Annotated in this window: 37 protein-coding genes; all 37 read left to right on the forward strand. The window is 37.9% G+C overall.

The features are described from left to right. Positions 1–138 precede the first annotated feature (138 nt). The 37 genes from WMO42_RS09535 to WMO42_RS09715 all read left to right on the forward strand — a co-directional run bounded on the left by WMO42_RS09535 (position 139) and on the right by WMO42_RS09715 (position 24,457). The gene (locus WMO42_RS09535; RefSeq protein WP_349192159.1) at positions 139–2,328 is read left to right on the forward strand and encodes a SulP family inorganic anion transporter; all 2,190 of its coding nucleotides are present in this window, start codon (positions 139–141) and stop codon (positions 2,326–2,328) included. Positions 2,329–2,367: 39 nt separating this feature from the next. Continuing rightward, complete coding sequence (locus WMO42_RS09540; protein WP_349192161.1) at positions 2,368–4,284, forward strand: ABC-F family ATP-binding cassette domain-containing protein; 1,917 nt, start codon at positions 2,368–2,370, stop codon at positions 4,282–4,284. Between the two features lie 444 nt (positions 4,285–4,728). Next, entirely contained in the window at positions 4,729–5,043 is a 315-nt protein-coding gene (gene rpsJ / locus WMO42_RS09545) for a 30S ribosomal protein S10 (protein ID WP_022203557.1), read from the forward strand. 282 nt (positions 5,044–5,325) lie between these two features. Continuing rightward, positions 5,326–5,961, forward strand: a complete 636-nt coding sequence (gene rplC / locus WMO42_RS09550; RefSeq protein WP_055177126.1) for a 50S ribosomal protein L3 — start codon at positions 5,326–5,328, stop codon at positions 5,959–5,961. A 28-nt stretch (positions 5,962–5,989) separates the two neighbouring features. Then, entirely contained in the window at positions 5,990–6,610 is a 621-nt protein-coding gene (gene rplD, locus WMO42_RS09555) for a 50S ribosomal protein L4 (protein ID WP_055306849.1), read from the forward strand. After that, a complete protein-coding gene (gene rplW / locus WMO42_RS09560; protein ID WP_055177131.1) occupies positions 6,610–6,909 on the forward strand; it encodes a 50S ribosomal protein L23 in 300 nt (99 codons plus the stop codon). Before rplD ends, rplW begins: the two co-directional genes overlap by 1 nt. Before the next feature lie 62 nt (positions 6,910–6,971). Then, the gene (gene rplB, locus WMO42_RS09565) at positions 6,972–7,814 is read left to right on the forward strand and encodes a 50S ribosomal protein L2 (RefSeq protein WP_055177134.1); all 843 of its coding nucleotides are present in this window, start codon (positions 6,972–6,974) and stop codon (positions 7,812–7,814) included. Positions 7,815–7,877: 63 nt separating this feature from the next. Then, complete coding sequence (gene rpsS, locus WMO42_RS09570; RefSeq protein ID WP_055177138.1) at positions 7,878–8,153, forward strand: 30S ribosomal protein S19; 276 nt, start codon at positions 7,878–7,880, stop codon at positions 8,151–8,153. Between the two features lie 29 nt (positions 8,154–8,182). After that, positions 8,183–8,569, forward strand: coding sequence for a 50S ribosomal protein L22 (gene rplV / locus WMO42_RS09575; protein WP_055177141.1), 387 nt, complete (start codon positions 8,183–8,185; stop codon positions 8,567–8,569). A gap of 32 nt (positions 8,570–8,601) precedes the next feature. Further along, on the forward strand, positions 8,602–9,261 hold the full coding sequence (gene rpsC, locus WMO42_RS09580; RefSeq protein ID WP_055177144.1) for a 30S ribosomal protein S3: 660 nt from the start codon (positions 8,602–8,604) through the stop codon (positions 9,259–9,261). Further along, on the forward strand, positions 9,261–9,698 hold the full coding sequence (gene rplP / locus WMO42_RS09585) for a 50S ribosomal protein L16 (protein ID WP_055177147.1): 438 nt from the start codon (positions 9,261–9,263) through the stop codon (positions 9,696–9,698). The genes rpsC and rplP overlap by 1 nt, the downstream gene beginning before the upstream one ends. Further along, positions 9,688–9,888, forward strand: a complete 201-nt coding sequence (gene rpmC, locus WMO42_RS09590; protein ID WP_012738580.1) for a 50S ribosomal protein L29 — start codon at positions 9,688–9,690, stop codon at positions 9,886–9,888. Before rplP ends, rpmC begins: the two co-directional genes overlap by 11 nt. A gap of 47 nt (positions 9,889–9,935) precedes the next feature. Continuing rightward, a complete protein-coding gene (rpsQ, locus tag WMO42_RS09595; protein WP_022501133.1) occupies positions 9,936–10,193 on the forward strand; it encodes a 30S ribosomal protein S17 in 258 nt (85 codons plus the stop codon). A gap of 48 nt (positions 10,194–10,241) precedes the next feature. Next, positions 10,242–10,610 carry a 50S ribosomal protein L14 gene (gene rplN, locus WMO42_RS09600; protein ID WP_022501132.1) on the forward strand — a complete coding sequence of 123 codons (369 nt, stop codon included), beginning with the start codon at positions 10,242–10,244 and terminating at the stop codon, positions 10,608–10,610. An 11-nt stretch (positions 10,611–10,621) separates the two neighbouring features. Next, positions 10,622–10,936, forward strand: a complete 315-nt coding sequence (gene rplX / locus WMO42_RS09605) for a 50S ribosomal protein L24 (protein WP_022204434.1) — start codon at positions 10,622–10,624, stop codon at positions 10,934–10,936. Between the two features lie 21 nt (positions 10,937–10,957). After that, positions 10,958–11,497 (forward strand): 50S ribosomal protein L5, encoded by a 540-nt coding sequence (rplE, locus tag WMO42_RS09610; protein ID WP_022204433.1) that lies wholly within the window; start codon positions 10,958–10,960, stop codon positions 11,495–11,497. Positions 11,498–11,516: 19 nt separating this feature from the next. After that, positions 11,517–11,702, forward strand: a complete 186-nt coding sequence (locus WMO42_RS09615) for a type Z 30S ribosomal protein S14 (protein WP_012738585.1) — start codon at positions 11,517–11,519, stop codon at positions 11,700–11,702. 173 nt (positions 11,703–11,875) lie between these two features. After that, positions 11,876–12,271, forward strand: coding sequence for a 30S ribosomal protein S8 (rpsH, locus tag WMO42_RS09620; RefSeq protein WP_022204432.1), 396 nt, complete (start codon positions 11,876–11,878; stop codon positions 12,269–12,271). Between the two features lie 82 nt (positions 12,272–12,353). After that, the gene (gene rplF, locus WMO42_RS09625) at positions 12,354–12,896 is read left to right on the forward strand and encodes a 50S ribosomal protein L6 (RefSeq protein ID WP_022501131.1); all 543 of its coding nucleotides are present in this window, start codon (positions 12,354–12,356) and stop codon (positions 12,894–12,896) included. A 19-nt stretch (positions 12,897–12,915) separates the two neighbouring features. Beyond that, entirely contained in the window at positions 12,916–13,284 is a 369-nt protein-coding gene (gene rplR / locus WMO42_RS09630; protein WP_022204430.1) for a 50S ribosomal protein L18, read from the forward strand. Positions 13,285–13,306: 22 nt separating this feature from the next. After that, the gene (gene rpsE, locus WMO42_RS09635) at positions 13,307–13,816 is read left to right on the forward strand and encodes a 30S ribosomal protein S5 (RefSeq protein WP_022501130.1); all 510 of its coding nucleotides are present in this window, start codon (positions 13,307–13,309) and stop codon (positions 13,814–13,816) included. A gap of 48 nt (positions 13,817–13,864) precedes the next feature. Further along, positions 13,865–14,050, forward strand: coding sequence for a 50S ribosomal protein L30 (rpmD, locus tag WMO42_RS09640; RefSeq protein ID WP_022204428.1), 186 nt, complete (start codon positions 13,865–13,867; stop codon positions 14,048–14,050). 28 nt (positions 14,051–14,078) lie between these two features. Beyond that, a complete protein-coding gene (gene rplO, locus WMO42_RS09645; protein WP_022501129.1) occupies positions 14,079–14,519 on the forward strand; it encodes a 50S ribosomal protein L15 in 441 nt (146 codons plus the stop codon). Position 14,520: 1 nt separating this feature from the next. Then, entirely contained in the window at positions 14,521–15,840 is a 1,320-nt protein-coding gene (gene secY / locus WMO42_RS09650; protein WP_022501128.1) for a preprotein translocase subunit SecY, read from the forward strand. A gap of 78 nt (positions 15,841–15,918) precedes the next feature. Then, entirely contained in the window at positions 15,919–16,563 is a 645-nt protein-coding gene (locus WMO42_RS09655) for an adenylate kinase (protein WP_022501127.1), read from the forward strand. 7 nt (positions 16,564–16,570) lie between these two features. After that, positions 16,571–17,326, forward strand: coding sequence for a type I methionyl aminopeptidase (gene map / locus WMO42_RS09660; protein WP_055177153.1), 756 nt, complete (start codon positions 16,571–16,573; stop codon positions 17,324–17,326). Positions 17,327–17,346: 20 nt separating this feature from the next. After that, a complete protein-coding gene (locus tag WMO42_RS09665) occupies positions 17,347–17,610 on the forward strand; it encodes a KOW domain-containing RNA-binding protein (RefSeq protein WP_022501125.1) in 264 nt (87 codons plus the stop codon). A gap of 33 nt (positions 17,611–17,643) precedes the next feature. Next, entirely contained in the window at positions 17,644–17,862 is a 219-nt protein-coding gene (gene infA, locus WMO42_RS09670; RefSeq protein ID WP_012738595.1) for a translation initiation factor IF-1, read from the forward strand. Positions 17,863–17,998: 136 nt separating this feature from the next. Beyond that, positions 17,999–18,112, forward strand: coding sequence for a 50S ribosomal protein L36 (gene rpmJ, locus WMO42_RS09675; RefSeq protein ID WP_082421663.1), 114 nt, complete (start codon positions 17,999–18,001; stop codon positions 18,110–18,112). A gap of 306 nt (positions 18,113–18,418) precedes the next feature. Next, on the forward strand, positions 18,419–18,793 hold the full coding sequence (gene rpsM / locus WMO42_RS09680) for a 30S ribosomal protein S13 (protein WP_022204422.1): 375 nt from the start codon (positions 18,419–18,421) through the stop codon (positions 18,791–18,793). 39 nt (positions 18,794–18,832) lie between these two features. Next, the gene (gene rpsK / locus WMO42_RS09685) at positions 18,833–19,228 is read left to right on the forward strand and encodes a 30S ribosomal protein S11 (protein ID WP_022432687.1); all 396 of its coding nucleotides are present in this window, start codon (positions 18,833–18,835) and stop codon (positions 19,226–19,228) included. Positions 19,229–19,248: 20 nt separating this feature from the next. Next, on the forward strand, positions 19,249–19,842 hold the full coding sequence (rpsD, locus tag WMO42_RS09690; protein ID WP_022501124.1) for a 30S ribosomal protein S4: 594 nt from the start codon (positions 19,249–19,251) through the stop codon (positions 19,840–19,842). Between the two features lie 150 nt (positions 19,843–19,992). Then, a complete protein-coding gene (locus WMO42_RS09695; protein ID WP_022501123.1) occupies positions 19,993–20,961 on the forward strand; it encodes a DNA-directed RNA polymerase subunit alpha in 969 nt (322 codons plus the stop codon). 93 nt (positions 20,962–21,054) lie between these two features. Beyond that, positions 21,055–21,591, forward strand: a complete 537-nt coding sequence (locus WMO42_RS09700; protein ID WP_022501122.1) for a L17 family ribosomal protein — start codon at positions 21,055–21,057, stop codon at positions 21,589–21,591. Positions 21,592–21,855: 264 nt separating this feature from the next. After that, the gene (locus WMO42_RS09705) at positions 21,856–22,710 is read left to right on the forward strand and encodes an energy-coupling factor transporter ATPase (RefSeq protein ID WP_349192169.1); all 855 of its coding nucleotides are present in this window, start codon (positions 21,856–21,858) and stop codon (positions 22,708–22,710) included. Between the two features lie 50 nt (positions 22,711–22,760). Next, on the forward strand, positions 22,761–23,621 hold the full coding sequence (locus WMO42_RS09710) for an energy-coupling factor transporter ATPase (protein WP_116444198.1): 861 nt from the start codon (positions 22,761–22,763) through the stop codon (positions 23,619–23,621). A gap of 32 nt (positions 23,622–23,653) precedes the next feature. Then, a complete protein-coding gene (locus WMO42_RS09715) occupies positions 23,654–24,457 on the forward strand; it encodes an energy-coupling factor transporter transmembrane component T (protein ID WP_055177156.1) in 804 nt (267 codons plus the stop codon). Positions 24,458–24,710 lie beyond the last annotated feature (253 nt).

Consider the following 24,710-nt stretch of genomic DNA (forward strand, 5'->3'; position numbering starts at 1 on the left):
ATATATTGCGTAACTTGAAAAATATACCATTTTACTGTAACATATAACAGACAAAAAATATAAATTGTTATATGGTATTAGTGTTAAAAGTAACTATTGATAATTGCATAATATATATAAGGAAAGGAAAATGCACATTTGAAAAATATATCTTTTAAAACAGCAAAGAATGATATTATAGCAGGAATTATTGTGGCGTTAGTGTCAATACCAATATCTATGGGGTATGCCCAGATAGCAGGGCTTCCAGCGGCATATGGACTGTATGGTTCGCTTATACCAGTGCTTATATATGCTTTTACAACAACATCACCACAGTTCGTATTTGGTGTAGATGCAACGCCGGCGGTGCTTGTAGGTGGTACGTTATCGGCACTTGGCGTTACTTCAGGCTCTGAGGAAGCGATGAAGCTTGTGCCGGTCATTACATTTGTTGTTGCAATATGGCTCTTGATATTCAGTCTTATTAAAGCAGGACGAATAGTTAATTACATATCAACGCCGGTTATGGGAGGTTTTATAAGTGGAATTGGTATTACAATAATACTTATGCAGGTTCCAAAGCTGTTTGGTGGTTCAGCAGGTACAGGAGAACTTATTGAACTGGGTATCCACATATGGGGACAGCTTCAATATTTTAATGTGTTATCGGCAGTTCTTGGATTTGGAACAGTTGTAATTATACTTGTTGCAAAGAAATATATTCCGAGGTTTCCAATGTCGGTTGTGCTTATGGTGCTTGGTGCAATGGCAACAGCATTTATACACATTGACAGATTAGGGGTTAAGCTTCTGCCTCACGTTGATTCGGGATTTCCGAAGCTTATGGTACCCGATTTTACATTATTAAAGACAGATACATCAGATATAATTATACTTGGACTTACCTGTGCACTTGTTATTATGGCACAGACACTGCTTGCCACTAATAACTATGCCAACAGATATGGATATAAGGTTGATAATAACAGAGAGGTGCTTGCTTATTCTTTAGCCAATATAGCTTCTTCGGTATCAGGAAGCTGCCCTCTTAACGGAAGCGTATCAAGAACAGGTATAGCTGACCAGTTTGGCTGTAAATCACAGCTTATGTCAGTTACAGCTTCAATTACAATGCTTGTTGTCGTGCTTTTTGCGACACCTGTGCTTGAATATCTTCCTGTGCCTATTCTTACAGGAATTGTCGTTGCTGCACTTATCGGAATAGTTGAATATAAGCTTGCTGATAAACTTAGAAAAGTCAACAGGGCGGAGTTCTTTATATTTCTTGCGGCTATGTTTGGCGTATTATTATTTGGAACTATATATGGCGTTATTATAGGTGTTATTCTTTCATTTATAGCGGTAATAATAAGGGCAGTTGTTCCTCCAAGATCATTTCTAGGCTGTATACCAGGACACGAGGGCTTCTATAATCTTAACCGTAACAAGAACGCTTTGCAGATAGAACACACGTTATTATATAGATTTAGTGGTAATCTTTTCTTTGCAAATGTGTCTACATTTTTGCAGGATATAGAAAATGCCATAAATGATGATACAAAAATTATAATAGTTGATGCGAGCGGTATAGGAAGCATAGATATAACAGCAGCAGACAGGCTTGTATCATTTAATAAAATATTAAAGGGCAAAGGAATACACTTTTATATAACTGAGCACGTTGACCATGTAAATGACCAGTTAAGGCAGTTGGGTGCTGGCTGTCTTGTTGAGGAAGGTGTCACAAGAAGAACAATATCGCTTGCTTTAAGAGATGCCGGTGTTGACAGGCCTTATCCGCTTGTTGGCAGTCCTGAGCAGGTTGCTGTACACGAGGATTTTATTGAGGATAACGAAAGGCTTGCAGAGATAGAGTGGGCATTTGGCAAGGACGCCGCAGAATGGCTTGATAAATATGCTGTACAGGTTACAGATGACATTACAAGTAGTATTGATGGGGGGTCATCTGAGCTTGCAGAAAATGTTCTTGATAAGGCGGAAAGCAAGAATGCATGGGGTAGAATTGGCTTATTTGATGAAGATGAACTTCTTGAGAGAGTTGAAATGCACTTATCTGAGCTTGCACAGAACAGCAATGCAGAAGAGTTAGAGGAGCATATTGAACAGAGAAGATTAAGGCTTGAGGCTAAGATTGCGAAGTTAAATCCGGATGCGTTAAAGCATTTAAGGGAACATAGAAAAGAAGTGTTACAGAGATTTAAAGAGAACAATCCAGAAGCGTATGCTCATATGATACAGCATAGAAAGGAACATATAAGCAGGCTGGAGAAAGAAAAGCCGGAGCTTGCTGCTAAGATGAAGGAATTCTATAAGCTTGATGATTAAACTGTCATATATCATTATATATAAGGGAAGGTTTTAATTGTGAATATATTAAATGTTGAAAAAGTGAGCAAAGCATTTGGTGAGAAAGTGCTTCTTGACAATGTCACACTTGGGATTAATAAGGGTGACAAGATCGGAATTATAGGAGTTAATGGAACTGGAAAGTCTACACTGCTTAAAATAATTGCCGGCATTGAAGAACCTGATGAGGGTAATATTATAAAAGGAAGAAAAGTTACTGTTACATATCTTGCACAGTCACCAGATTATATTAAAGATGAAAATGTACTTTCATATGTGCTTCGTGGCAAAGATTCATCGAATGAGCCAAAGGCGAAGGAAATACTTAATAAGCTGGGCATAGATGTATATGATGCTCCTATGGACAAGCTATCTGGTGGACAGAAAAAGAGGGTTGCATTGGCGAAAGTGTTAGTTGAACCTACAGAGGTACTTATACTTGATGAGCCGACTAATCATCTGGATAATGATATGGTTGTGTGGCTTGAGCGGTATATCAAGGCATTTAAGGGTGAACTTCTTATGGTAACGCACGACAGGTATTTCCTTGACAATGTAACTAACAAGATAGTTGAGATAGACCACGCAGATCTTTACAGTTATGACTCTAATTATTCAGGATTCCTTGAATTAAAGACTGAAAGAGAACAGATGGAAAGAGCTACAGAGGCTAAAAGACAGAACACATTAAGAAGAGAACTTGAGTGGATAAGGAGAGGCTGTCAGGCACGTTCAACCAAGCAGCAGGCAAGAATAGATCGTTTTGAAGATATGAAAGAAGCTTCAAGACAGGCAAGAGCTAAGTTTGACAAAAGCCTTATGGATATGAGCTCTGTAAGCAGACGTCTTGGAAGAAAGACAATAGAACTTAACAATATAACTAAAGCTTATAATGGACACACATACATTAATGATTTTACATACATTTTCTTAAGGGATGACCGAATAGGCATAATTGGAAGCAATGGCTGTGGCAAGTCTACACTTATGAAGATAATAACAGGACAGATACAGCCTGACAGTGGAAGTGTTGAGATAGGCGATACAGTTCATATAGGCTATTTTATGCAGGAGAATGAGCATCTTGATGAGAATCAGACAGTGCTTGAGTTCGTAAGAAGCATAGGCGAGTATGTGCAGACGGTTGATGGAAAAGCAACAGCAAGCCAGATGTGTGAGAAGTTCCTGTTCCCGCCTAAGCAGCAGTGGACACCAATAAGAAAGCTGTCTGGAGGAGAAAAGAGAAGACTGTATCTTTTGAGTGTGCTTATGAGCGCACCTAATGTACTCATACTTGATGAGCCAACCAATGACCTGGATATTGAAACGCTTGAAGTATTAGAGGATTATCTTGATGGGTTTGCAGGGATTGTAATTACTGTTTCTCACGATAGATATTTTCTTGACAGGACGGTTGATAGAATATTTGCATTTGAGGCTGGAGGCCACCTTACACAGTATGAAGGAGGTTATTCAGACTATAAAGAAAAATGTGTTTCTTCTATATATAATGCGTCAGAAAATGGAGTTTCAAAAAGTAATTTATCATTAGGCAGTAATAGTGTAGTGGCAGGTGTAGATGTAACAGCAGGAGGCACGGCAGCAGGAAGAGTATCAGGTGGCGATACGGATAGTGTGCAGAAGGCTGTATCTGGCAGTAAGACACTTACAAGCAAGGAATATAATAAGTCAAGAAGCGAACGTCTTAAGTTTACTTATAAGGAACAGAAAGAGTACGAAACTATTGATGATGACATAGCGGCGTTGGAAAAAGATATAGAAAGAATAGATGCAGAGATGTCTAAGTGTGCAACTGATTACGGAAAGCTTAATGACTTATCAAAGGAGAAGGCTGAAAAAGAAAAACAGCTTGACGAAAAGATGGACAGATGGGTATATCTTAATGACCTTGCGGAAAGGATTGCAAACCAGTAAAAGGTGTGTGTAAATAAAGCAGAAATGTTTATAAATATTCATTAAATAAAGCATATTGTGGATAAATAACAACTAAAATGGATAATAATTAAACCAGAAAAATATTACATGATTGTACTAAAAAAAAAACAATAAAATAATGTTTTTCTGGTTGATTTTATAGTAGGGGTAGTGTATATTAATACTTGCTGTGACATTGATAGCGTAGAAGCGTGAGGTTGCTATCCGTGAGGGTAGGTTTTCCGTGGAGCGAATGTCAAGGCCGGTAAGTCCGGCGAAGAATCTGGCGACAAGTCACTGTACCTAATATCATCTGCAAGATCCAGAAATGACACGTTGGTTAATCGGGATATACCAATAGCGGTTTCTCGATACGCGTGGGAGTGTGTACAGTCACCGCTTGTCGTGCTTAAACAATAAAGTGCGAAGGAGGCGACTTTTTTTATGGCAAATCAGGTAATAAGAATTACACTGAAAGCTTATGATCATCAGTTAATCGATCAGTCAGCTAAGAAAATCATCGAAACTGCTAAGAAGACAGGAGCAAATGTGAGTGGTCCAGTACCTCTTCCAACAAAGAAGGAAGTAGTTACAATACTTAGAGCTGTTCACAAGTATAAGGATTCAAGAGAACAGTTTGAACAGAGAACTCATAAGAGACTCATCGATGTATTATCACCATCTCAGAAGACTGTAGATGCATTATCTAAATTAGAAATGCCAGCTGGTGTATTCATCAACCTTAAGGTAATGAACTAATCATTACACAATTTTTCATTATTATTTAAGAGCAATAATCCTAAGGGTTTAATATAGAAGTAACGATACACGAAAGTGTAGCACAGTGGTGCGGGTTCCACTTATATTAGCTGTTCTAGGATGACAGGATGCGCTTATGACGTATAAAATATTATTACAATATAATATAGAAACTTCCGGACTAAAGTCGGAAGAAAATCCGCTAGGATTTTGCTTCCAGATGATTACGCCGGAAACGGCATAATCATCTTGTCCGCTGTAGATTAAACAGGAGGAATATCAATGAAGAAGGCAATTTTAGCTACAAAAGTCGGAATGACTCAAATCTTCAATGAAGACGGTGTTTTAACACCTGTAACTGTTCTTCAGGCTGGTCCTTGTGTTGTAACACAAGTTAAGACAGTAGAGAACGACGGTTACGATGCAGTTCAGGTTGGTTTTGCTGACATTAGAGAAAAGTTAGTAAACAAGCCTGTTAAAGGACATTTTGATAAGGCAGAGGTTCCTTACAAGAGATTCTTAAGAGAATTCAAGTTTGAAAATGCTTCAGAATACTCAGTAAAGGATGAAATCAAAGCTGATATCTTCGCAGCAGGCGATAAGGTAGATGCAACTGCTATTTCAAAGGGTAAAGGTTTCCAGGGCGCAATCAAGAGATTAGGCCAGTCAAGAGGACCTATGGCTCATGGTTCTAAGTTCCACAGACATCAGGGTTCAAACGGATCAGCAACAACACCTGGTAGAGTATTCAAGGGAAAAGGAATGCCTGGACATATGGGTTCTAAGAGAATCACAATCCAGAATCTTGAAGTAGTAAGAGTTGATGTTGAAAACAACGTAATCTTAGTTAAGGGTGCTGTACCTGGACCTAAGAAATCATTAGTAACACTGAAAGAAACAGTAAAGGCTAGCAAGTAGTTTTTACTAAGGAAGGAGGACCACACAGATGGCAAACGTATCTGTTTACAATATTGAAGGCAAGGAAGTTGGCTCAATCGAATTAAACGATGCAGTATTTGGTGTTGAAGTTAATGAACATCTTGTACACATGGCAGTAGTTAACCAGCTTGCAAATAATCGTCAGGGAACACAGAGCGCTAAGACACGTTCAGAAGTTTCTGGTGGCGGAAGAAAACCTTGGAGACAGAAGGGAACTGGTCATGCAAGACAGGGTTCTACAAGAGCTCCACAGTGGACAGGCGGCGGTATCGTATTTGCACCAAAGCCAAGAGATTATTCATTCAAGATGAATAAGAAGGAAAAGAGAATCGCTCTTCTCTCTGCATTATCTTCAAAGGTTGCAGAAAGCAAGATCGTTGTACTTGATGAGTTCAAGTTAGATGAAATCAAGACAAAGAAGTTCGTAGAAGTTATGAACAACTTAAAGGTTGAAAACGCATTAGTAGTTCTTGAAGGAGAGAACAAGAACGTAGTTCTTTCAGGAAGAAACATTCCTTCAGTTAAGGTTACAGCTACTAACGAAATCAACACATATGACGTACTTAAGTACACAACATTAGTTGTTACTAAGGCCGCTGTAGAGAAATTAGAGGAGGTGTATGCATAATGGCAAACGTACAGTATTATGATGTAATCCTCAAACCAGTTATAACAGAAAAGTCTATGGCTGATATGGCAGACAAGAAGTATACATTCTTAGTTCATACAGATGCTAACAAGACTATGATTAAAGAAGCTGTTGAAAAGATGTTCGAAGGAACAAAGGTTGCCAGCGTTAACACAATGAACAGCGTTGGCAAGAAGAAGAGAAGAGGAAGAACAGTTGGTACAACTGCTAAGACTAAGAAGGCAATTGTTCAGTTAACAGCTGATAGCAAAGATATCGAAATCTTTGAAGGACTTTAAGATTTAGCAACATTTAATAGTGTAGAAAACAATATTACACAAGCTCGAAAGGAGAGAATATAATGGGAATTAGAACTTATAACCCATATACACCTTCCAGAAGAAACATGACTGGATCAGATTTCTCAGAAATCACAAAGACAACTCCTGAGAAATCATTACTCGCTAAGAAGAGTAAGACTGCTGGCCGTAACAACCAGGGTAAGATCACTGTTAGACATCATGGTGGTGGAAACAGACAGAAATATAGATTAATAGATTTCAAGAGAAATAAAGAAGGCGTTCCTGCAAAGGTTATCGGTATCGAGTACGATCCTAACAGAACAGCTAATATCGCACTTATCTGCTACGCAGATGGTGAGAAATCATATATCCTTGCTCCACAGGGATTAACAGATGGCATGACAGTACAGAATGGTGCTGGTGCTGAAGTAAGAGTTGGTAACTGCTTACCACTTACAGAGATTCCTGTAGGTACACAGGTACACAACATTGAGTTATATCCAGGTAAGGGTGGACAGCTTGTTCGTTCTGCTGGTAACTCAGCTCAGTTAATGGCTAAGGAAGGCAAGTATGCAACATTAAGACTTCCTTCTGGCGAAATGAGAATGGTACCAATTATCTGCCGCGCAACAATCGGTGTTGTAGGTAATGGAGATCACAACCTTATTAATCTTGGTAAGGCTGGACGTAAGAGACATATGGGTATCAGACCTACAGTTCGTGGTTCTGTTATGAACCCTAACGACCATCCACACGGTGGTGGTGAAGGTAGAGCACCAGTTGGTCGTCCAAGCCCAATGACACCTTGGGGTAAGCCTGCTATGGGTCTTAAGACTCGTAAGAAGAAAAAAGCTTCTAACAAGCTTATCGTAAGAAGAAGAGATGGAAAGGCTATTAAGTAATTAATAGTACATTTTAATTAACATTTAACTAAGATTTGATAGATTATAAGGAGGTTTCAACCTATGGCTCGTTCACTTAAAAAAGGACCATTCGCGGACGAAAGCTTACTTAAGAAGGTAGATGCATTAAACGCATCAAACGACAAGCAGGTTATTAAGACATGGTCACGTCGTTCAACAATTTTCCCTTCATTCGTAGGCCATACAATTGCAGTTCATGACGGAAGAAAGCATGTTCCTGTATATGTTACAGAGGATATGGTTGGTCATAAGCTCGGTGAGTTCGTTGCTACAAGAACTTACAGAGGACACGGCAAAGACGAAAAGAAGAGTAGATAATTTGTATTATTTGAAAGGAGGTTTAATCGATGGCTAAAGGACATAGATCCCAGATTAAACGTGAAAGAAACGCTGTTAAGGACACAAGACCAAGCGCAAAGTTATCTTACGCAAGAGTATCTGTTCAGAAGGCTTGTTTCGTATTAGATGCTATTAGAGGCAAGAGCCTTGAAGAAGCACTTGGTATCGTTATGTACAACCCAAGATATGCTTCATCACTTATAGAGAAGTTATTAAAGTCAGCTGCTGCTAATGCAGAGAACAATAACGGTATGGACCCAAGCAAGTTATATGTAGAAGAATGCTACGCTAACAAGGGACCAACAATGAAGAGAGTCCATCCAAGAGCACAGGGTAGAGCTTATAGAATCGAAAAGAGAATGAGCCATATCACTGTAATATTAAATGAAAGATAATTGCATTTCCTAAAGAATAGAAAGGAGATTTTATGGGACAGAAAGTTAATCCTCATGGTTTAAGAGTCGGCGTTATCAAAGACTGGGACTCTAAGTGGTATGCAGAAGAAACTTTTGCAGATAACCTTGTAGAAGATTATAACATTAGAAAATTCCTTAAGAATAAGTTATATGCTGCAGGAATTTCAAAGATTGAAACAGAAAGAGCTTCAGATAGATTAAAGATTATCATTCACACAGCTAAGCCAGGTGTTGTTATTGGTAAGGGTGGTGCTGAAATAGAAGCACTCAAGAAGCAGGTTGAAAAGCTTACAAGTGCTAAGAGACTTAGCATTGATATTAAAGAAGTTAAGAGACCAGATAAGGATGCTCAGTTAGTGGCTGAGAACATCGCACAGCAGTTAGAGAATCGTATCTCTTTCAGAAGAGCTATGAAGTCTTGCATGGGAAGAACAATGAAGCAGGGTGCTAAGGGTATTAAGACATCTTGTTCAGGTCGTCTCGGCGGTGCTGATATGGCTCGTACAGAGTTCTATAGCGAAGGTACAATTCCTCTTCAGACACTTCGTGCAGATATCGATTACGGATTTGCAGAAGCTAACACAACTTATGGTAAAGTTGGTGTTAAGGTATGGATCTATGAAGGTGAGGTACTTCCAACAAAGACTAACAAGGAAGGGAGCGATAAGTAATGTTACTACCTAAGAGAGTTAAACATCGTAGACAGTTCCGTGGTTCTATGGCAGGTAAGGCAACAAGAGGTAACAGAATCACTAATGGTGAATATGGTATCGTTGCAACAGAACCATGCTGGATCAAGTCAAACCAGATAGAAGCAGCCCGTGTAGCTATGACAAGATACATTAAGCGTGGCGGTAAAGTATTTATAAAGATTTTCCCAGATAAGCCGGTAACAGGTAAGCCTATCGGTGTTCGTATGGGTAAAGGTAAAGGTAACTTAGAGTGCTGGGTAGCAGTAGTTAAACCTGGACGTGTTATGTTCGAGATTTCAGGTGTACCTGAAGAAACAGCAAGAGAAGCATTACGTCTTGCAACTCATAAACTTCCTTGCAAGTGCAAGATCGTTTCACGTGCAGACTTAGAAGGCGGTGATAACAGTGAAAATTAATAAGTATGTAGAAGATTTAAAGGCAAAATCAGCTGCAGAATTGAATGAAGAATTAGTAGCTGCTAAGAAGGAACTTTTCAATTTAAGATTCCAGAACGCAACAAATCAGTTAGATAACACTAGCAGAATTAAAGAAGTTAGAAAGAACATTGCTAGAATTCAGACTGTAATTGCTCAGAAGAATGCTTAAATTACATTTATAAATGTGTAAGTATTTCCTAAGAAAGGAGAATAACTGTGGAAGAGAGAAATTTAAGAAAAACTCGTACAGGTAAAGTTATCAGCAATAAGATGGATAAGACAATCGTTGTTGCTGTAGAAGATAACGTTAAGCATCCACTTTACAACAAGATTGTAAAGAGAACATACAAGTTAAAGGCTCACGATGAGAACAACGAATGTTTAATCGGTGACGTTGTTAAGGTAATGGAAACTAGACCTTTATCTAAGGATAAGAGATGGAGATTAGTTGAAATTATCAGCAGAGCTAAATAATTTTAACAATTTAGAATTAGAATTGATATTACTGAAAGGGGTAGTATTATGGTACAACAGGAAACCAGACTTAAGGTTGCCGATAACACAGGTGCTAAAGAAATTCTTTGCATCAGAGTTATGGGTGGATCTACAAGAAGATATGCAAATATCGGTGATGTGATTGTCGCTACTGTTAAAGAAGCAACACCAGGCGGCGTTGTTAAAAAGGGCGATGTTGTTAAGGCCGTTGTTGTTCGTTCTGTAAAGGGCGCACGTCGTAAAGATGGCTCATACATTAAATTTGATGAAAATGCTGCTGTAATCATCAAGGATGATCAGACTCCTAAGGGAACTCGTATCTTTGGACCAGTAGCTAGAGAGTTAAGAGAAAAGAAGTTTATGAAGATCGTTTCTCTTGCTCCAGAAGTATTATAGGAGGTACCACAATGTCAGCTGTAAGAATTAAAAAAGGTGATACTGTTAAGGTAATCGCAGGTAAAGACAAGGGCAAGACAGGCAAGGTTATGTCTGTAAATGCTAAGAACCATACAGCATTAGTTGAGGGCGTTAACATGGTAACAAAGCATGCTAAGCCAAGTGCAGCTAATCAGCAGGGTGGAATTCTCCACCAGGAAGCACCAATCGATATCTCTAACATCGCTTATGTAGTTAAGGGTGATAAGACATCTAAGATTGGTTATGACTTCAAGGATGGTAAGAAAGTTCGTGTTGCTAAGGCAACTGGCGAAGTTATCGATTAATAAAGGAAGGAGGCAATAATTTTGAGTAGACTTAGAGATTTATACGAAAACGAAATCACTAAAAAAATGACAGATAAGTTCGGTTACAAGAACCCAATGATGGTTCCAAAGATCGACAAGATCGTAATAAATATGGGTGTTGGTGAAGCTAAAGAAAATTCAAAGCTTCTCGATGCAGCAGTTAAAGAACTCGAGACTATTTCAGGTCAGAAGGTAGTTCTTACAAGAGCTAAGAATTCAATTGCTAACTTCAAGTTAAGAGAAGGTCAGGCAATCGGATGCAAGGTTACACTTCGTGGTGAGAAGATGTACGAATTCCTTGACAGACTTGTTAATCTTGCATTACCAAGAGTTCGTGACTTCAGAGGCGTAAGCGCTGAATCATTTGATGGAAGAGGTAACTATGCTTTAGGTATCAAAGAGCAGATTATCTTCCCAGAAATCGAATACGATAAGATTGACAAAGTAAGAGGTATGGATGTTATTATTGCAACAACAGCTCATACAGATGAAGAGGCACGTGAATTACTTAGAATGTTCAACATGCCTTTCAAGAATTAATTATAGGAGGTAAATTTTAATGGCTAAGACTTCAATGAAGGTTAAGCAGCAGAGAGCACCTAAGTTCTCTACAAGAGCTTATACACGTTGTACAATATGTGGTCGTCCACATTCTGTTTTAAGAAAGTACGGAATCTGCAGAATTTGCTTCCGTGAATTAGCTTACAAGGGTCAGATCCCAGGAGTTAAGAAGGCATCTTGGTAAGATGAATTGATAATTACAATATGTAATTAATCAACAGTGGTTTGCCACTATTACCTTGATATATATGCATTAACATAGTTATACGGCGTACTGCCGTATGCTATATATGCATGAACAATTGACGTAGTCCCGGTAAGGGAAACCAGTGAATTATTTAAGGAGGAACATTTAAAATGACAGATCCAATTGCAGATATGCTTACAAGAATTCGTAATGCAAACACAGCAAAGCACGACACAGTTGATATCCCATCTTCAAAGATGAAGCTTTCTATAGCTAAGATTCTTTTAGATGAAGGTTATATCAAGTCTTATGAGCTTGTTGAGAATGGTAATTTCAACGACATCCGTGTTACATTAAAGTACGGTGCTGATAAGAATGAAAAGATTATCTCAGGTCTCCAGAGAATTTCTAAGCCAGGTCTTAGAGTTTATGCTAGCAAGGATGAACTTCCAAGAGTTCTCGGTGGTCTTGGTGTTGCAATTATCTCAACAAACAAAGGTGTTGTAACAGATAAGGAAGCTAGAAAGCTGGGCGTTGGTGGAGAAGTTCTCTGCTTCGTTTGGTAATTTATAATAGATACTCACTCACAAAGAAAACACGTTCCTATTTTTAAAGTGTTTTCTTAATCAAAATTAGGAGGTGCACGGCATGTCACGTATAGGAAGAATGCCTATCGCTGTCCCAGCAGGTGTTACTGTTGAGATCGCAGAAAATAACAAAGTGACTGTAAAGGGTCCTAAGGGTACACTTGAAAGAGTTTTACCTGCTGAGATGGACATTAAGATGGAAGGTTCAGAAATCGTTGTTTCTAGACCTAACGACTTAAAGAAGATGAAGTCATTACACGGATTAACAAGAACATTAATTCATAATATGGTAATCGGTGTTACAGAAGGATATGAGAAGAAGCTTGAAATCAACGGTGTTGGTTACAGAGCTCAGAAGCAGGGTAAGAAGCTTGTATTAGCTTTAGGTTACTCTCATCCAGTTGAAATGGAAGATCCAGAAGGAATCGAAACAACTGTTGATGGTACTAACGTTATCATCGTAAAAGGTATTAGTAAAGAAAAAGTTGGCCAGTACGCAGCTGAAATCAGAGCTAAGAGAGCTCCAGAGCCATATAAGGGCAAGGGTATCAAGTACTCTGATGAAGTTATTAGACGTAAGGTTGGTAAGACTGGTAAGAAATAATTAAAGGAGTGAATACAAAATGGTTAGTAAGAAGTCAAGAACAGTAGTTCGTGAAAATAAACATAGAAAATTACGTAATCGTTTCAGCGGTACAGCAGAAAGACCACGTTTAGCTGTATTTAGAAGCAATAATCATATGTACGCTCAGATTATTGACGACACAGTTGGTAAGACACTTGTTTCTGCTTCAACACTTGATAAGGACGTAAAGGCAGAACTTGAAAAGACTAATAACGTTGAAGCTGCTACAGTAGTTGGTACAGTAGTTGCTAAGAAGGCATTAGAAAAAGGTATTACAACTGTCGTTTATGATAGAGGCGGATTTGTATATGAAGGTAAAGTAAAGGCATTAGCAGAGGCAGCAAGAGAAGCTGGCCTTGAATTCTAAGCGGAAGGGAGAAACAAACAGTATGAAACGTACAATAATTGATGCTAGCAATTTAGAATTAAGAGATAATGTAGTATCAATCAAGCGTGTAACAAAGGTTGTAAAGGGCGGACGTAACATGCGTTTTGCAGCTTTAGTTGTTGTTGGTGACGGCAACGGACATGTTGGCGCTGGTGTTGGTAAGGCAGCTGAAGTTCCTGAAGCTATCCGTAAGGGAAAAGAAGATGCCATTAAGCATTTAGTAGAAGTTCCTATGGACGAGAATTCATCAGTTCCACATGACTTCATCGGAAAGTTCGGAGGAGCAACAGTTCTTCTTAAGAAGGCTCCAGAAGGTACTGGTATCATCGCAGGTGGTCCAGCTCGTTCAGTACTTGAGCTTGCAGGTATTAAGAATATCCGTACAAAGTCACTTGGTTCTAATAACAAGCAGAATGCTGTATTAGCAACAATAGAAGGTCTTAAGTCTATGAAGACTCCAGAAGAAGTTGCAAGACTTCGTGGAAAGTCTGTTAGCGAGATCCTTGGCTAATTAACAAATAAACATTGATATAGTCGTTATTGACAGATGGAGGTTAAAATGGCTGATAAGAAGTTAAGAATAACTTTAGTTAAGTCTCCAATCAGTGCTGTTCCAAAGCATAGAAGAACTGTTGAAGCTATGGGTCTTACAAAGATGCATAAGACAGTAGAACTTCCAGACAATGCTGCAACAAGAGGACAGATTCAGCAGATTGGTTATATGTTAAAGGTAGAAGAAATTTAATTAATAAATCGGATAAGGAGGTGCAAAGATGGATTTATCTAATTTAAGCCCAGCAGAGGGCTCAGTAATGAGTGATAATTTCAGAAGAGGTCGTGGACATGGCTCAGGTAACGGCAAGACTGCTGGTAAGGGTCATAAGGGACAGAAAGCTCGTTCAGGAGCACCAAGACCAGGTTTCGAAGGTGGCCAGATGCCATTATATAGAAGAATTCCTAAGAGAGGTTTCACTAACAGAAACCGTAAGGAATTTGTTGCTATTAACATCAGCACATTAGAAAGATTTGATAATGGTGCAGAAGTTACAGTTGATACATTAATTGAATCAGGTATCGTTAAGAATCCTAAGGATGGTATCAAGATTCTTGCTAACGGTGAACTCACAAAGAAACTCAACGTTAAGGCTAACGCTTTCAGTGCTTCTGCAAAGGAAAAGATCGAAGCTCTTGGTGGTTCTTGCGAGGTGATCTAATATGTTAAAGACACTTGTAGGCGCTTTTAAGAACAAAGACATAAGAAAAAAGATTTTATATACTCTTATGATTCTTGTTATTGTTAGAGTAGGAAGTTTGCTTCCTATTCCAGGAGTAGATACAGAGTATTTCAGTAGCTTACTTAGTGGAATTAATACTGGTGATTTGAGCTATCTTAGCGCATTTACAGGAGGTTCATTCGAAAGAATGTCCCTCTTTGCGTTAAGCATAACGCCATATATTACTTCATCTATTATTATGCAGCTTCTTGCTATTGCAATTCCTAAGTTAGAGGAAATGCAAAAAGAAGGTGAAGATGGTAGAAAGAAGATTGCAGCAATTACAAGATATGTAACAATTGCTCTTGCTCTTATAGAGAGTATAGCTATGGCTGTAGGTTTTGGTAGATCTGGACTTATCAAGGGATATCAGGGCTTTAGTACATTACATTATATTGTAAGCATAATCGTAGTTGTTGCAGCACTTACAGCAGGTTCTGCAATGCTTATGTGGCTTGGTGAAAGAATTACTGAAAATGGTGTTGGTAATGGTATATCAATTGTACTTTTAATTAACATTATTTCTGGTATGCCAAGTGATTTTGCTACATTGTATAGCACATTTGTTGCACCTAGAACTATTGCAAAGGGTGTATTAGCAGCTGCAATTATTATTGCAATTCTTGTTGTAATGGTAGTTTTAGTATGCTTCTTACAGGATGGAGAGAGAAGAATTCCTGTTCAGTATTCACAGAAGGTTAGTGGCAGAAAGACATTTGGCGGACAGTCAACTAATATACCTTTAAAGGTTAATACTGCAGGTGTAATGCCTGTTATTTTCGCATCATCACTTATGCAGTTCCCTGTAATTATTGCACAGTTATTTGGAAAGTCATACGAATGGACCAGATATTTAAGCTCTTCATACTGGTGCAGAATATCAGCACCTAAGTATTCTATCGGGTTAATATTGTATATTGTATTGCTTATAATATTTGCATACTTCTATACATCAATTACATTTAATCCAATTGAAGTAGCTGATAACTTAAAGAAAGCTGGTGGAGTTATCCCTGGTATAACACCTGGTAAGTCTACTAGTGATTATCTTAATAATATATTAAACTACATCGTATTCGTAGGTGCAGTTGGATTACTCATCATCGCATTAATACCTATTATGTGTACAGGGTTCTTTAATGCAAGCGTTTCATTTGGTGGAACATCAGTAATCATCATCGTTGGTGTTGTACTTGAAACATTAAAGCAGATTGAATCGCAGATGGTTAATCGTTATTATAAAGGATTCTTAAGCGAATAGCTTATAAGTATTAGATGACTTGCCTGACAGTAATGTTGGGCGAGTCCTTTGTATATAAAAAAGAAATGAGGTAAACATATGAAGATTATTATGTTAGGAGCTCCTGGAGCTGGTAAGGGAACACAGGCAAAGAAAATAGCTGAAAAATACTCAATTCCTCATATTTCAACAGGAGATATTTTCAGAGCAAATATCAAGAATAATACAGAACTTGGCAAGAAAGCTAAGACATATATGGACAAGGGTGAGCTTGTACCAGACGAATTAGTTGTAGACCTTATAATGGATAGATTTAAGGAAGCTGACTGTGCTAATGGATATGTATTAGATGGTTTCCCAAGAACAATACCTCAGGCAGAAGCACTTGATAAGGCACTTGCTGCTAATAATGAAACAGTAGACTACGCTATTAACGTAGAAGTTCCAGACGAAAATATTATCAATAGAATGTCAGGAAGAAGAGCTTGCGTTGGTTGTGGTGCAACATACCATATCGAGTTCAATCCTACTAAGGTTGAAGGCATATGTGATGCTTGTGGTGAAAAGCTTATATTAAGAGATGATGATAAGCCAGAAACAGTTAAGAACAGATTATCTGTATATCATGAGCAGACACAGCCATTGATTGATTACTATTCAAAGAAAGGTGTATTAGCTGAGGTTGATGGTACACAGTCAATGGAAAATGTATTTAATGCAATTGTTGATGTTTTAGGAAAGTAGGCTGAATATGTCTGTAACAGTTAAATCACAACGCGAAATCGAATTAATGAGAGAAGCTGGTAAGATACTTGGTACAGTCCTTAATGAACTTGAAAAGGAATGTAAACCGGGTGTTACAACTTATCATATTAATAAGATTGGTGAGGAAATGATAAAAAGCTACGGATGTATTCCTTCATTTAAGGGATATCAGGGGTATCCAGCCGCAATATGTGTATCAGTTAATGACGAGATAGTACACGGAATTCCATCAAAGAAGCGTGTACTAAAAGAAGGTGACATAGTAAGCCTTGATGCAGGAGTGATACACAAGGGTTATCATTCTGATGCCGCAAGAACTTACGGTATTGGAAAGATAAGCGATGAAGCGGCTAAATTGATAGAAGTGACAAGACAAAGTTTCTTCGAGGGTATTAAATATGCCAAAGAAGGATGCCACTTATATGAAATCTCCAATGCAATTGCACAATATAATGAGTCGTTTGGATATGGAGTTATCAGAGATCTTGTAGGTCACGGAATAGGAACAGAACTTCACGAAGAACCAGAGATACCTAATTTCAGACAGGACAGAAGAGGTATCAGGCTTTATGAGGGGATGACACTTGCGATTGAACCTATGGTATCAGCAGGCGATTATAAAGTCAGATGGTTAGATGATAACTGGACAGCATCAACATTTGACCATTCATTATCAGCACATTATGAGAATACTGTGCTTGTAACGAAAGCTGGACCAGAAATACTATCATTAGTAGAATAACTGATAATGGAGGGCAGGATTTGAATAATTATATAGGATATTTTGCTACATCATTAGCAGGACACGATAAGGGATTAACATATGTTATTACAGGTGTTGATAATGAATATGTATATGTAACTGATGGCAGGCTCAGGCAGGTTGATGAGCCTAAAAAGAAAAAGTTAAAACATATTCAGCTTATCAAAATATGTGACGATACAATAAAAGACAAGATAAGTCGTAATATTAAGCTGACCAATGAAGATATTAAACTTGCAATTAAGAAGTATAATAACCGGTAAAGCAAACAGAGATTTAATAATAAGGAGGCAAATATGTCAAAGGCAGATGTAATAGAAATCGAAGGAAAAGTTGTTGAGAAGTTACCTAATGCATTTTTTAAGGTTGAACTTGAGAATGGACATCAGATACTTGCAACTATCAGTGGAAAGTTAAGAATGAACTTTATCAGAATTCTTCCAGGCGATAAGGTAACAATAGAGCTTTCTCCATATGACCTTACTAAGGGAAGAATTATCTGGAGAGATAAGTAATTATTTCAAAAAACATCTAAAAATATATAATATTTTTGTGCAAATTTTTTTGTTTTAAATTGCAATTTTAACTTGCATTTAAAAATATGACTATGCTATAATAGTCAACGAACTTGTCTGAAAGGAGGCTTTTGCAGTGAAGGTTAGATCATCAGTTAAACCAATTTGTGAAAAATGCAAAGTCATTAAGAGAAAGGGTAGAATCATGATTATTTGTGAGAACCCTAAGCACAAGCAGAGACAGGGTTAATCCTTATGGAGAGAAGTAGCTGATACTTCTCATGTTTGTGCGTTATGATATCGATATCACTAGTTGATGTCATAACATTGATGTTTGTTCTATTAATCACTATGATAGACAGACAATGTAGTTTTGCGGCTGCAGCGATGAACCACCCGGCTAAGTTGTAAGGTGGACATTGCTATTTTATATAGTAGTTGTTATGGCAACGCACACATTTCAGACGGCAGGCAACTGACGGGCTGCGTATGTATAATCACTACACGGTAATTTATTAATAACATATATATTTGATTAACGGAGGTTAAAGAACACATGGCTCGTATTTCAGGTGTAGACTTACCAAGAGAAAAACGTATCGAAATCGGACTTACTTATGTTTATGGTATTGGACGAGTTAGAGCAACTAAGATTCTTGCAGAGGCTGGTGTTAATCCAGATACTCGTGTTAAGGATTTAACAGATGAAGAAGTTGCAAAGATCGCTAAAGTTATAGATGCAGATCCAGAGCATTTAGTAGAAGGTGACTTAAGAAGAGAAGTTGCCATGAACATCAAGAGATTAAAGGAAATCGGATGTTATAGAGGAATTCGTCATAGAAAGGGTCTTCCAGTTAGAGGTCAGAAGACTAAGACTAATGCAAGAACTTGCAAGGGACCTAAGAAGACAGTAGCTAATAAGAAGAAATAATAATTGTTAAATTGTTAAACTCACAGGAGGTTATTTATCATGGCTCAGAAAGTTACAAAAAAAGTGACAAAGAAGCGTGTTAAGAAGAACGTTGAAAGAGGACAGGCACATATTCAGTCATCTTTCAATAATACAATCGTTACTTTAACAGATGCAGAAGGTAATGCTTTATCTTGGGCATCAGCAGGTGGACTCGGATTCAGAGGATCTAAGAAGTCTACTCCATATGCAGCACAGATGGCAGCAGAGACAGCAACAAAGGCTGCTTTAGTTCACGGATTAAAGTCTGTAGACGTTATGGTTAAGGGACCAGGTTCAGGTAGAGAGGCAGCTATTCGTGCCCTTTCAGCTTGTGGTCTCGAAGTTACAAGTATTAAGGATGTTACACCAGTTCCACATAACGGTTGTCGTCCACCAAAGCGTAGAAGAGTTTAATTTAGGGAGGTAAGATTACAATGGCAGTTAATAGAACACCTGTGCTCAAGAGATGTAGATCTCTTGATTTAGATCCTTTATATTTAGGAATAGATAAGAAGTCTAGAAGAAAGGCTAAGAATGCTGGAAGAAAGATCAGCGAATACGGATTACAGCTTCGCGAAAAGCAGAAGGCTAAGTTCATCTATGGCGTATTAGAGAAGCCTTTCAGAAATTATTATAAGAAGGCTGAGAAGCAGAAGGGTATGACTGGTGAGAACCTTATGATTACTCTTGAACTCAGACTTGATAATGTTATCTTCAGATTAGGTTTTGCTAGAACAAGAAAAGAAGCAAGACAGATCGTAGACCACAAGCATGTACTTGTTAATGGCAAGTGTGTAAACATCCCTTCATACTTAGTTAAGGCTGGAGATGTTATTGAAATCAGAGAAAAGTCAAAGTCTTGTGCTAGATACAAGGAAGTACTTGAAGCTACTAACGGAAGATTAGTTCCAGAGTGGTTAGAGTCTGACAAGGAAGCACTTAAGGGTACTGTTAAGTCATTACCTACAAGAGAAGCTATTGACGTTCCTGTAAACGAGATGCTTATCGTCGAGTTATATTCTAAGTAATCCATTAATTAAATGTTTAGACGTTTCAGTTTGCAGGTTGCTTGTGGACAGATACGTTTATATAAGACAACAGAATGCTATATATGCGTTCTGTTGTCTTATGGATAGAAGGAATAAACTTATTAAAACCCATAAAAGGAGGGGCTATACATGGTTGATGCAGATTTTAATTTCAAGATGCCAAAGATTGAGATGACTGAGCAGTCAGAAGATGGAAAGTATGGTAGATTTGTCGTTGAACCGCTCGAAAGAGGTTATGGACTTACTCTTGGTAATTCTTTAAGAAGAATTATGCTTTCTTCATTAGTTGGTACAGCAGTAAGCAGTATCAAGATTGAGGGCGTTCTTCATGAATTCAGCTCAATTCCTGGTGTTAAGGAAGATGTTACTGAGATAGTGATGAACATCAAGCAGTTATCAATCAAGAACAATGGTAATTCCGTTGAGCCTAAGGAAGCTCATATTGAGTTCGTAGGCGAGGGTGTAGTTAGAGCATCTGATATTCAGGTAGACCCTGATATAGAGATTATTAACCCAGATCTTGTTATTGCACATCTTAATGGTGCAGACAGCAAGTTAATTATGGAACTTACAATCACTAACGGACGTGGTTATGTAAGTTCAGAAAGAAATAAAAAAGAAGACCAGCCAGTTGGCGTTATCGCTGTAGATTCAATCTACACACCAGTAGAGAGAGTTAATATGGCTGTTCAGAATACACGAGTAGGTCAGGATACAGATTTTGACAAGCTTACACTTGATATATTTACTAATGGAACAATAGCTCCAGATGAGGCATTAAGCCTTGCAGCTAAGGTTCTTAGTGAGCATCTTAAGGGCTTCATTAACCTTTCAGAGAATGCTGCTAACGCAGAGATTATGGTTGAACAGCAGGTTGATGAGTCAACTAAGGTTCTTTCAATGAGTATTGAAGACCTTGAATTATCAGTTCGTTCATCTAACTGTCTTAGAAGAGCAGGTATCAACACTGTTGAAGAACTCTGCAATAAGACACCAGATGATATGATTAAGGTTAGAAACCTTGGTAAGAAGTCTTTAGATGAGGTGCTTTTAAAGCTTAAGCAGTTAAATTTACATCTTAGATCTAGTGAAGACTAAAAATTAAAGCGTAATATTAGAGTTTGTAGAAAAAACATCTATACAGTAAGACCATATGCGCGTGTATAGACGTTACAAATGGAGGTTAAATCAATGGCAAAGTATAGAAAGCTTGGTAGAACATCAAGCCAGAGAAAGGCTTTATTAAGAAGCCAGGTAACAGCTTTAATCGAGAATGGTAAGATTGTTACAACAGAAGCAAGAGCTAAGGAAGTTCGTAAGCAGGCTGAAAAGCTTATTACACTTGCAGTTAAGGAAAAGGACAACTACGAAACAGTTACAGTATCTGCTAAGGTTGCAAAGAAGGATGCTGATGGCAAGAGAGTTAAGGAAGTTGTTGATGGCAAGAAGGTTACTGTATATGAAACAGTAGAGAAGGAAATCAAGAAGGATCTCCCTTCAAAGCTTCACGCTAGAAAGCAGATGGATAAGGTTCTTTACAAGGTAACAGAAGTTCCTGCTGATGCTGCTGGAAAGAAGAAGAATACTAAGACTGTTGACCTTACTAATAAGTTATTTGACGAAATCGCACCTAAGTATGCTGACCGTAAGGGTGGCTACACAAGAATCGTTAAGATTGGCTTAAGAAAAGGTGATGCAGCAATGGAAGTTCTTCTTGAATTAGTATAATTACATCATTGCGTATTATTAGCGGATATGGGGTAACTCATATCCGCTTTTTTAAGGTTGAATTACATATTAGAAAGTTTTGTATTTTTTCACGTTATTTCAATGAATTTAGTATATAAAATTGATTTTTATAAAGTTATATAGTAATATGCAATTATTTGAAAGAAAGAATAAAAATGTATCATTACAGGGAAATTAACTGTGAAGATATAATATCAGCAAGTATGTCCGGAAATGTCTGGAATACTGGAACAGGAGACTGTTATGGGAATAGTAGAAGCGAAGAATTTGACATTTGAATATATAAGACGAGATGAAGAGGGTAATGTTGAGGGGATAACTACAGCAGTTGATAATGTAAATATAGATATTAAAGCAGGAGATTTTGTTGCAGTGCTTGGACATAATGGTTCAGGCAAATCAACATTTGCCAAGCATCTTAATGCCCTTGTTATGCCGACAGAGGGAACAGTGTATGTCGATGGAATGGATACTAAAGACAGCGGCAATACACTTTCAATAAGACAGACAGCAGGAATGGTATTTCAGAATCCGGATAATCAGATAGTTGGTACACTTGTAGATGAAGAGGTAGGATTTGGACCAGAGAATATAGGAATTCCAACAGAAGAAATATGGGAAAGAGTAGAAAAAAGCCTTAAGGCGGTTGGAATGTATCAGTTTCGTAATGCTTCTCCTAATAAGCTTTCAGGTGGACAGAAACAACGTGTCGCAATAGCAGGCATAGTAGCTATGAAGCCTAAATGTATCGTGTTAGACGAGCCTACAGCAATGCTTGACCCTCTTGGAAGAAAAGAAGTATTAAATGTTCTTCATGAGCTTAACAGGAAAGAAAATGTTACTATAATACTTATAACGCATTATATGGAAGAAGTAATAGATGCAGATTATGTGTATGTAATGGATGGTGGAAAGCTTGTAATGGACGGAACTCCAAGGCAGATATTCACACAGGTTGAGATGTTAAAGAGTATGAGGCTCGATGTGCCACAAGTGACGGAACTTGCTTATGAATTAAAAAAGGCAGGTCTTCCTATTAAAGATGGCATAATAAGAAATGAAGAATTAGTGGAAGAATTAAAAAGACTGGATAAATAAAAATGATGTTACTGCCAGTGGGCAGAATGTACATTAGAATGGAGAGTGCAATGTCAATAATTGTTGATAAAATCAGTTATGTATACGAAGCAGGAACAGGCTTTGAAAGACGAGCTCTGGACAATGTGTCGTGTGCAATTAATGACGGAGAATTTGTAGGTCTTATAGGACATACGGGTTCTGGTAAGTCCACATTTATCCAGCACCTTAATGGGCTGCTTAAGGCGACAGAGGGACATATATATTTTAATGGACAAGATATATATGATGCTGGATTTAATATGAAAGAATTAAGGAGCAAGGTCGGACTGGTATTCCAGTATCCGGAACACCAGCTTTTTGAAACAGACATATTTAAAGATGTGTGCTTTGGACCTAAGAATTTAGGTTTATCAAGACAGGAATACGAGCTTAGAGCCTTTGAGAGCTTAAGACTTGTTGGGCTTGATGAGAACCTTTATTATCAGTCGCCATTTGATTTGTCAGGCGGACAGAAGAGGAGAGTTGCAATAGCCGGCGTGCTTGCTATGAAGCCGGAGGTTCTTATATTAGACGAACCAACAGCAGGACTTGACCCTAAGGGAAGGGATGACATTTTAGACTGCCTTAAATACTTAAGGGAAGAAACTGGAATTACTGTAATCCTGGTATCTCACAGTATGGAAGATGTAGCCAAATATGTTGACAGAATTATGGTTATGGATGATGGCGTATTAAAATATGATGATACACCACAAAATGTATTCAGACATTACAGACAGTTAGAGCAGATAGGACTTGCAGCACCACAGGTTACTTATATAATGAATGACCTTATAAGGGCTGGAATAAATGTAAATCCAGATGCAATAACAATTGCGGAAGCAAAAGAAAGTATTCTGTCACATTTTAAGCGTAATGCAAAGGCGTAGCGGTAATATTAACAGGCAGGAATGGAGATTGTATGATTAGAGATATAACAATTGGACAATATTATAAAGCTGATTCTGTCATTCACAGATTAGACCCAAGAGTTAAGCTTATGGGTACTCTTATCTTTATAATTTCGTTGTTTATGGGAATGAATATATGGATATATGCTGTTGTCACGGTAGCATTGGCGGTAGTTATTAAAATGTCCAGAATTCCTCTCAAATTTATGGTTAGAGGACTTAAATCAATAGTAATACTGATTATTATAAGTGCGGTGTTTAACCTGTTTCTGACACCGGGAGACGTGCTTATACAGATATGGAAGCTGACAATAACTTATCAGGGTCTTAAAATGGCTATATTTATGGTTGTAAGGCTTATATATCTTATTGTAGGCACATCATTGATGACACTTACTACAACGCCTAATAACTTAACAGACGGTCTTGAGAAGGGGCTTGGATTTCTTAAAGTTATCAAGGTACCAGTTCACGAGATAGCGATGATGATGTCGATAGCATTAAGATTCATACCAATACTTATAGAAGAAACTGATAAGATTATGAAAGCACAGATGGCAAGAGGTGCGGATTTTGAGAATGGAAGTCTTATAAAGAGAGCCAAAGCAATGGTTCCAATACTTGTTCCGTTATTTGTGTCAGCCTTCAGAAGAGCCAATGAGCTTGCAATGGCTATGGAAGCAAGATGTTATCACGGTTCAGAGGGTAGGACAAAGATGAAGCCTTTAAAATATGAAAAGAGAGACAGAATTGCCTATATCAGTATGGTTCTGTACCTTGGAGTTATTATCATTGTCAAGATTATAGCTGCATAGTAAGTCGCTAAAAGGGGCTGTAGCACGAAGCATTATTTATATAGTAGGAAGTCAGGAAATGTTGTATTAACCTGCGTATTATATAGATTATGTCTGAGGCGGCAGTCCCTTTTATGTTAAGAAGCGAGGAATTAGAGAGAAGTGTGCAGAAAGATTAATGACAAGTATGTAAAGAGATTAGAGAGAAGTGTGCAGAAAGATTAATGACAAGTATGTAAAGAGATTAGAGAGAAGTGTGCAGAAAGATTAATGA

The organism is Lachnospira sp. CLA-JM-H23, from assembly GCF_040096425.1.
Classification (GTDB): domain Bacteria; phylum Bacillota; class Clostridia; order Lachnospirales; family Lachnospiraceae; genus Lachnospira; species Lachnospira rogosae.

Bases quoted from the DNA above. Each gene is read 5' to 3' on its own strand.
- WMO42_RS09710 (WP_116444198.1), top strand. From the start codon at position 22,761: ATGTCAATAATTGTTGATAAAATCAGTTATGTATACGAAGCAGGAACA.
- rplR (WP_022204430.1), top strand. From the start codon at position 12,916: ATGGTTAGTAAGAAGTCAAGAACAGTAGTTCGTGAAAATAAACATAGA.
- rplV (WP_055177141.1), top strand. From the start codon at position 8,183: ATGGCTAAAGGACATAGATCCCAGATTAAACGTGAAAGAAACGCTGTT.
- infA (WP_012738595.1), top strand. From the start codon at position 17,644: ATGTCAAAGGCAGATGTAATAGAAATCGAAGGAAAAGTTGTTGAGAAG.
- rplB (WP_055177134.1), top strand. From the start codon at position 6,972: ATGGGAATTAGAACTTATAACCCATATACACCTTCCAGAAGAAACATG.
- WMO42_RS09655 (WP_022501127.1), top strand. From the start codon at position 15,919: ATGAAGATTATTATGTTAGGAGCTCCTGGAGCTGGTAAGGGAACACAG.
- rplF (WP_022501131.1), top strand. From the start codon at position 12,354: ATGTCACGTATAGGAAGAATGCCTATCGCTGTCCCAGCAGGTGTTACT.
- rplD (WP_055306849.1), top strand. From the start codon at position 5,990: ATGGCAAACGTATCTGTTTACAATATTGAAGGCAAGGAAGTTGGCTCA.
- rplX (WP_022204434.1), top strand. From the start codon at position 10,622: ATGTCAGCTGTAAGAATTAAAAAAGGTGATACTGTTAAGGTAATCGCA.
- rplP (WP_055177147.1), top strand. From the start codon at position 9,261: ATGTTACTACCTAAGAGAGTTAAACATCGTAGACAGTTCCGTGGTTCT.
- rpsE (WP_022501130.1), top strand. From the start codon at position 13,307: ATGAAACGTACAATAATTGATGCTAGCAATTTAGAATTAAGAGATAAT.
- WMO42_RS09695 (WP_022501123.1), top strand. From the start codon at position 19,993: ATGGTTGATGCAGATTTTAATTTCAAGATGCCAAAGATTGAGATGACT.
- rpsC (WP_055177144.1), top strand. From the start codon at position 8,602: ATGGGACAGAAAGTTAATCCTCATGGTTTAAGAGTCGGCGTTATCAAA.
- rpsS (WP_055177138.1), top strand. From the start codon at position 7,878: ATGGCTCGTTCACTTAAAAAAGGACCATTCGCGGACGAAAGCTTACTT.
- rpsD (WP_022501124.1), top strand. From the start codon at position 19,249: ATGGCAGTTAATAGAACACCTGTGCTCAAGAGATGTAGATCTCTTGAT.
- rpsM (WP_022204422.1), top strand. From the start codon at position 18,419: ATGGCTCGTATTTCAGGTGTAGACTTACCAAGAGAAAAACGTATCGAA.
- rpsH (WP_022204432.1), top strand. From the start codon at position 11,876: ATGACAGATCCAATTGCAGATATGCTTACAAGAATTCGTAATGCAAAC.
- rpsK (WP_022432687.1), top strand. From the start codon at position 18,833: ATGGCTCAGAAAGTTACAAAAAAAGTGACAAAGAAGCGTGTTAAGAAG.
- WMO42_RS09700 (WP_022501122.1), top strand. From the start codon at position 21,055: ATGGCAAAGTATAGAAAGCTTGGTAGAACATCAAGCCAGAGAAAGGCT.
- rpmD (WP_022204428.1), top strand. From the start codon at position 13,865: ATGGCTGATAAGAAGTTAAGAATAACTTTAGTTAAGTCTCCAATCAGT.
- map (WP_055177153.1), top strand. From the start codon at position 16,571: ATGTCTGTAACAGTTAAATCACAACGCGAAATCGAATTAATGAGAGAA.
- WMO42_RS09705 (WP_349192169.1), top strand. From the start codon at position 21,856: ATGGGAATAGTAGAAGCGAAGAATTTGACATTTGAATATATAAGACGA.
- rplW (WP_055177131.1), top strand. From the start codon at position 6,610: ATGGCAAACGTACAGTATTATGATGTAATCCTCAAACCAGTTATAACA.
- secY (WP_022501128.1), top strand. From the start codon at position 14,521: ATGTTAAAGACACTTGTAGGCGCTTTTAAGAACAAAGACATAAGAAAA.
- WMO42_RS09715 (WP_055177156.1), top strand. From the start codon at position 23,654: ATGATTAGAGATATAACAATTGGACAATATTATAAAGCTGATTCTGTC.
- rplN (WP_022501132.1), top strand. From the start codon at position 10,242: ATGGTACAACAGGAAACCAGACTTAAGGTTGCCGATAACACAGGTGCT.
- rpsJ (WP_022203557.1), top strand. From the start codon at position 4,729: ATGGCAAATCAGGTAATAAGAATTACACTGAAAGCTTATGATCATCAG.
- WMO42_RS09615 (WP_012738585.1), top strand. From the start codon at position 11,517: ATGGCTAAGACTTCAATGAAGGTTAAGCAGCAGAGAGCACCTAAGTTC.
- rplO (WP_022501129.1), top strand. From the start codon at position 14,079: ATGGATTTATCTAATTTAAGCCCAGCAGAGGGCTCAGTAATGAGTGAT.
- rplC (WP_055177126.1), top strand. From the start codon at position 5,326: ATGAAGAAGGCAATTTTAGCTACAAAAGTCGGAATGACTCAAATCTTC.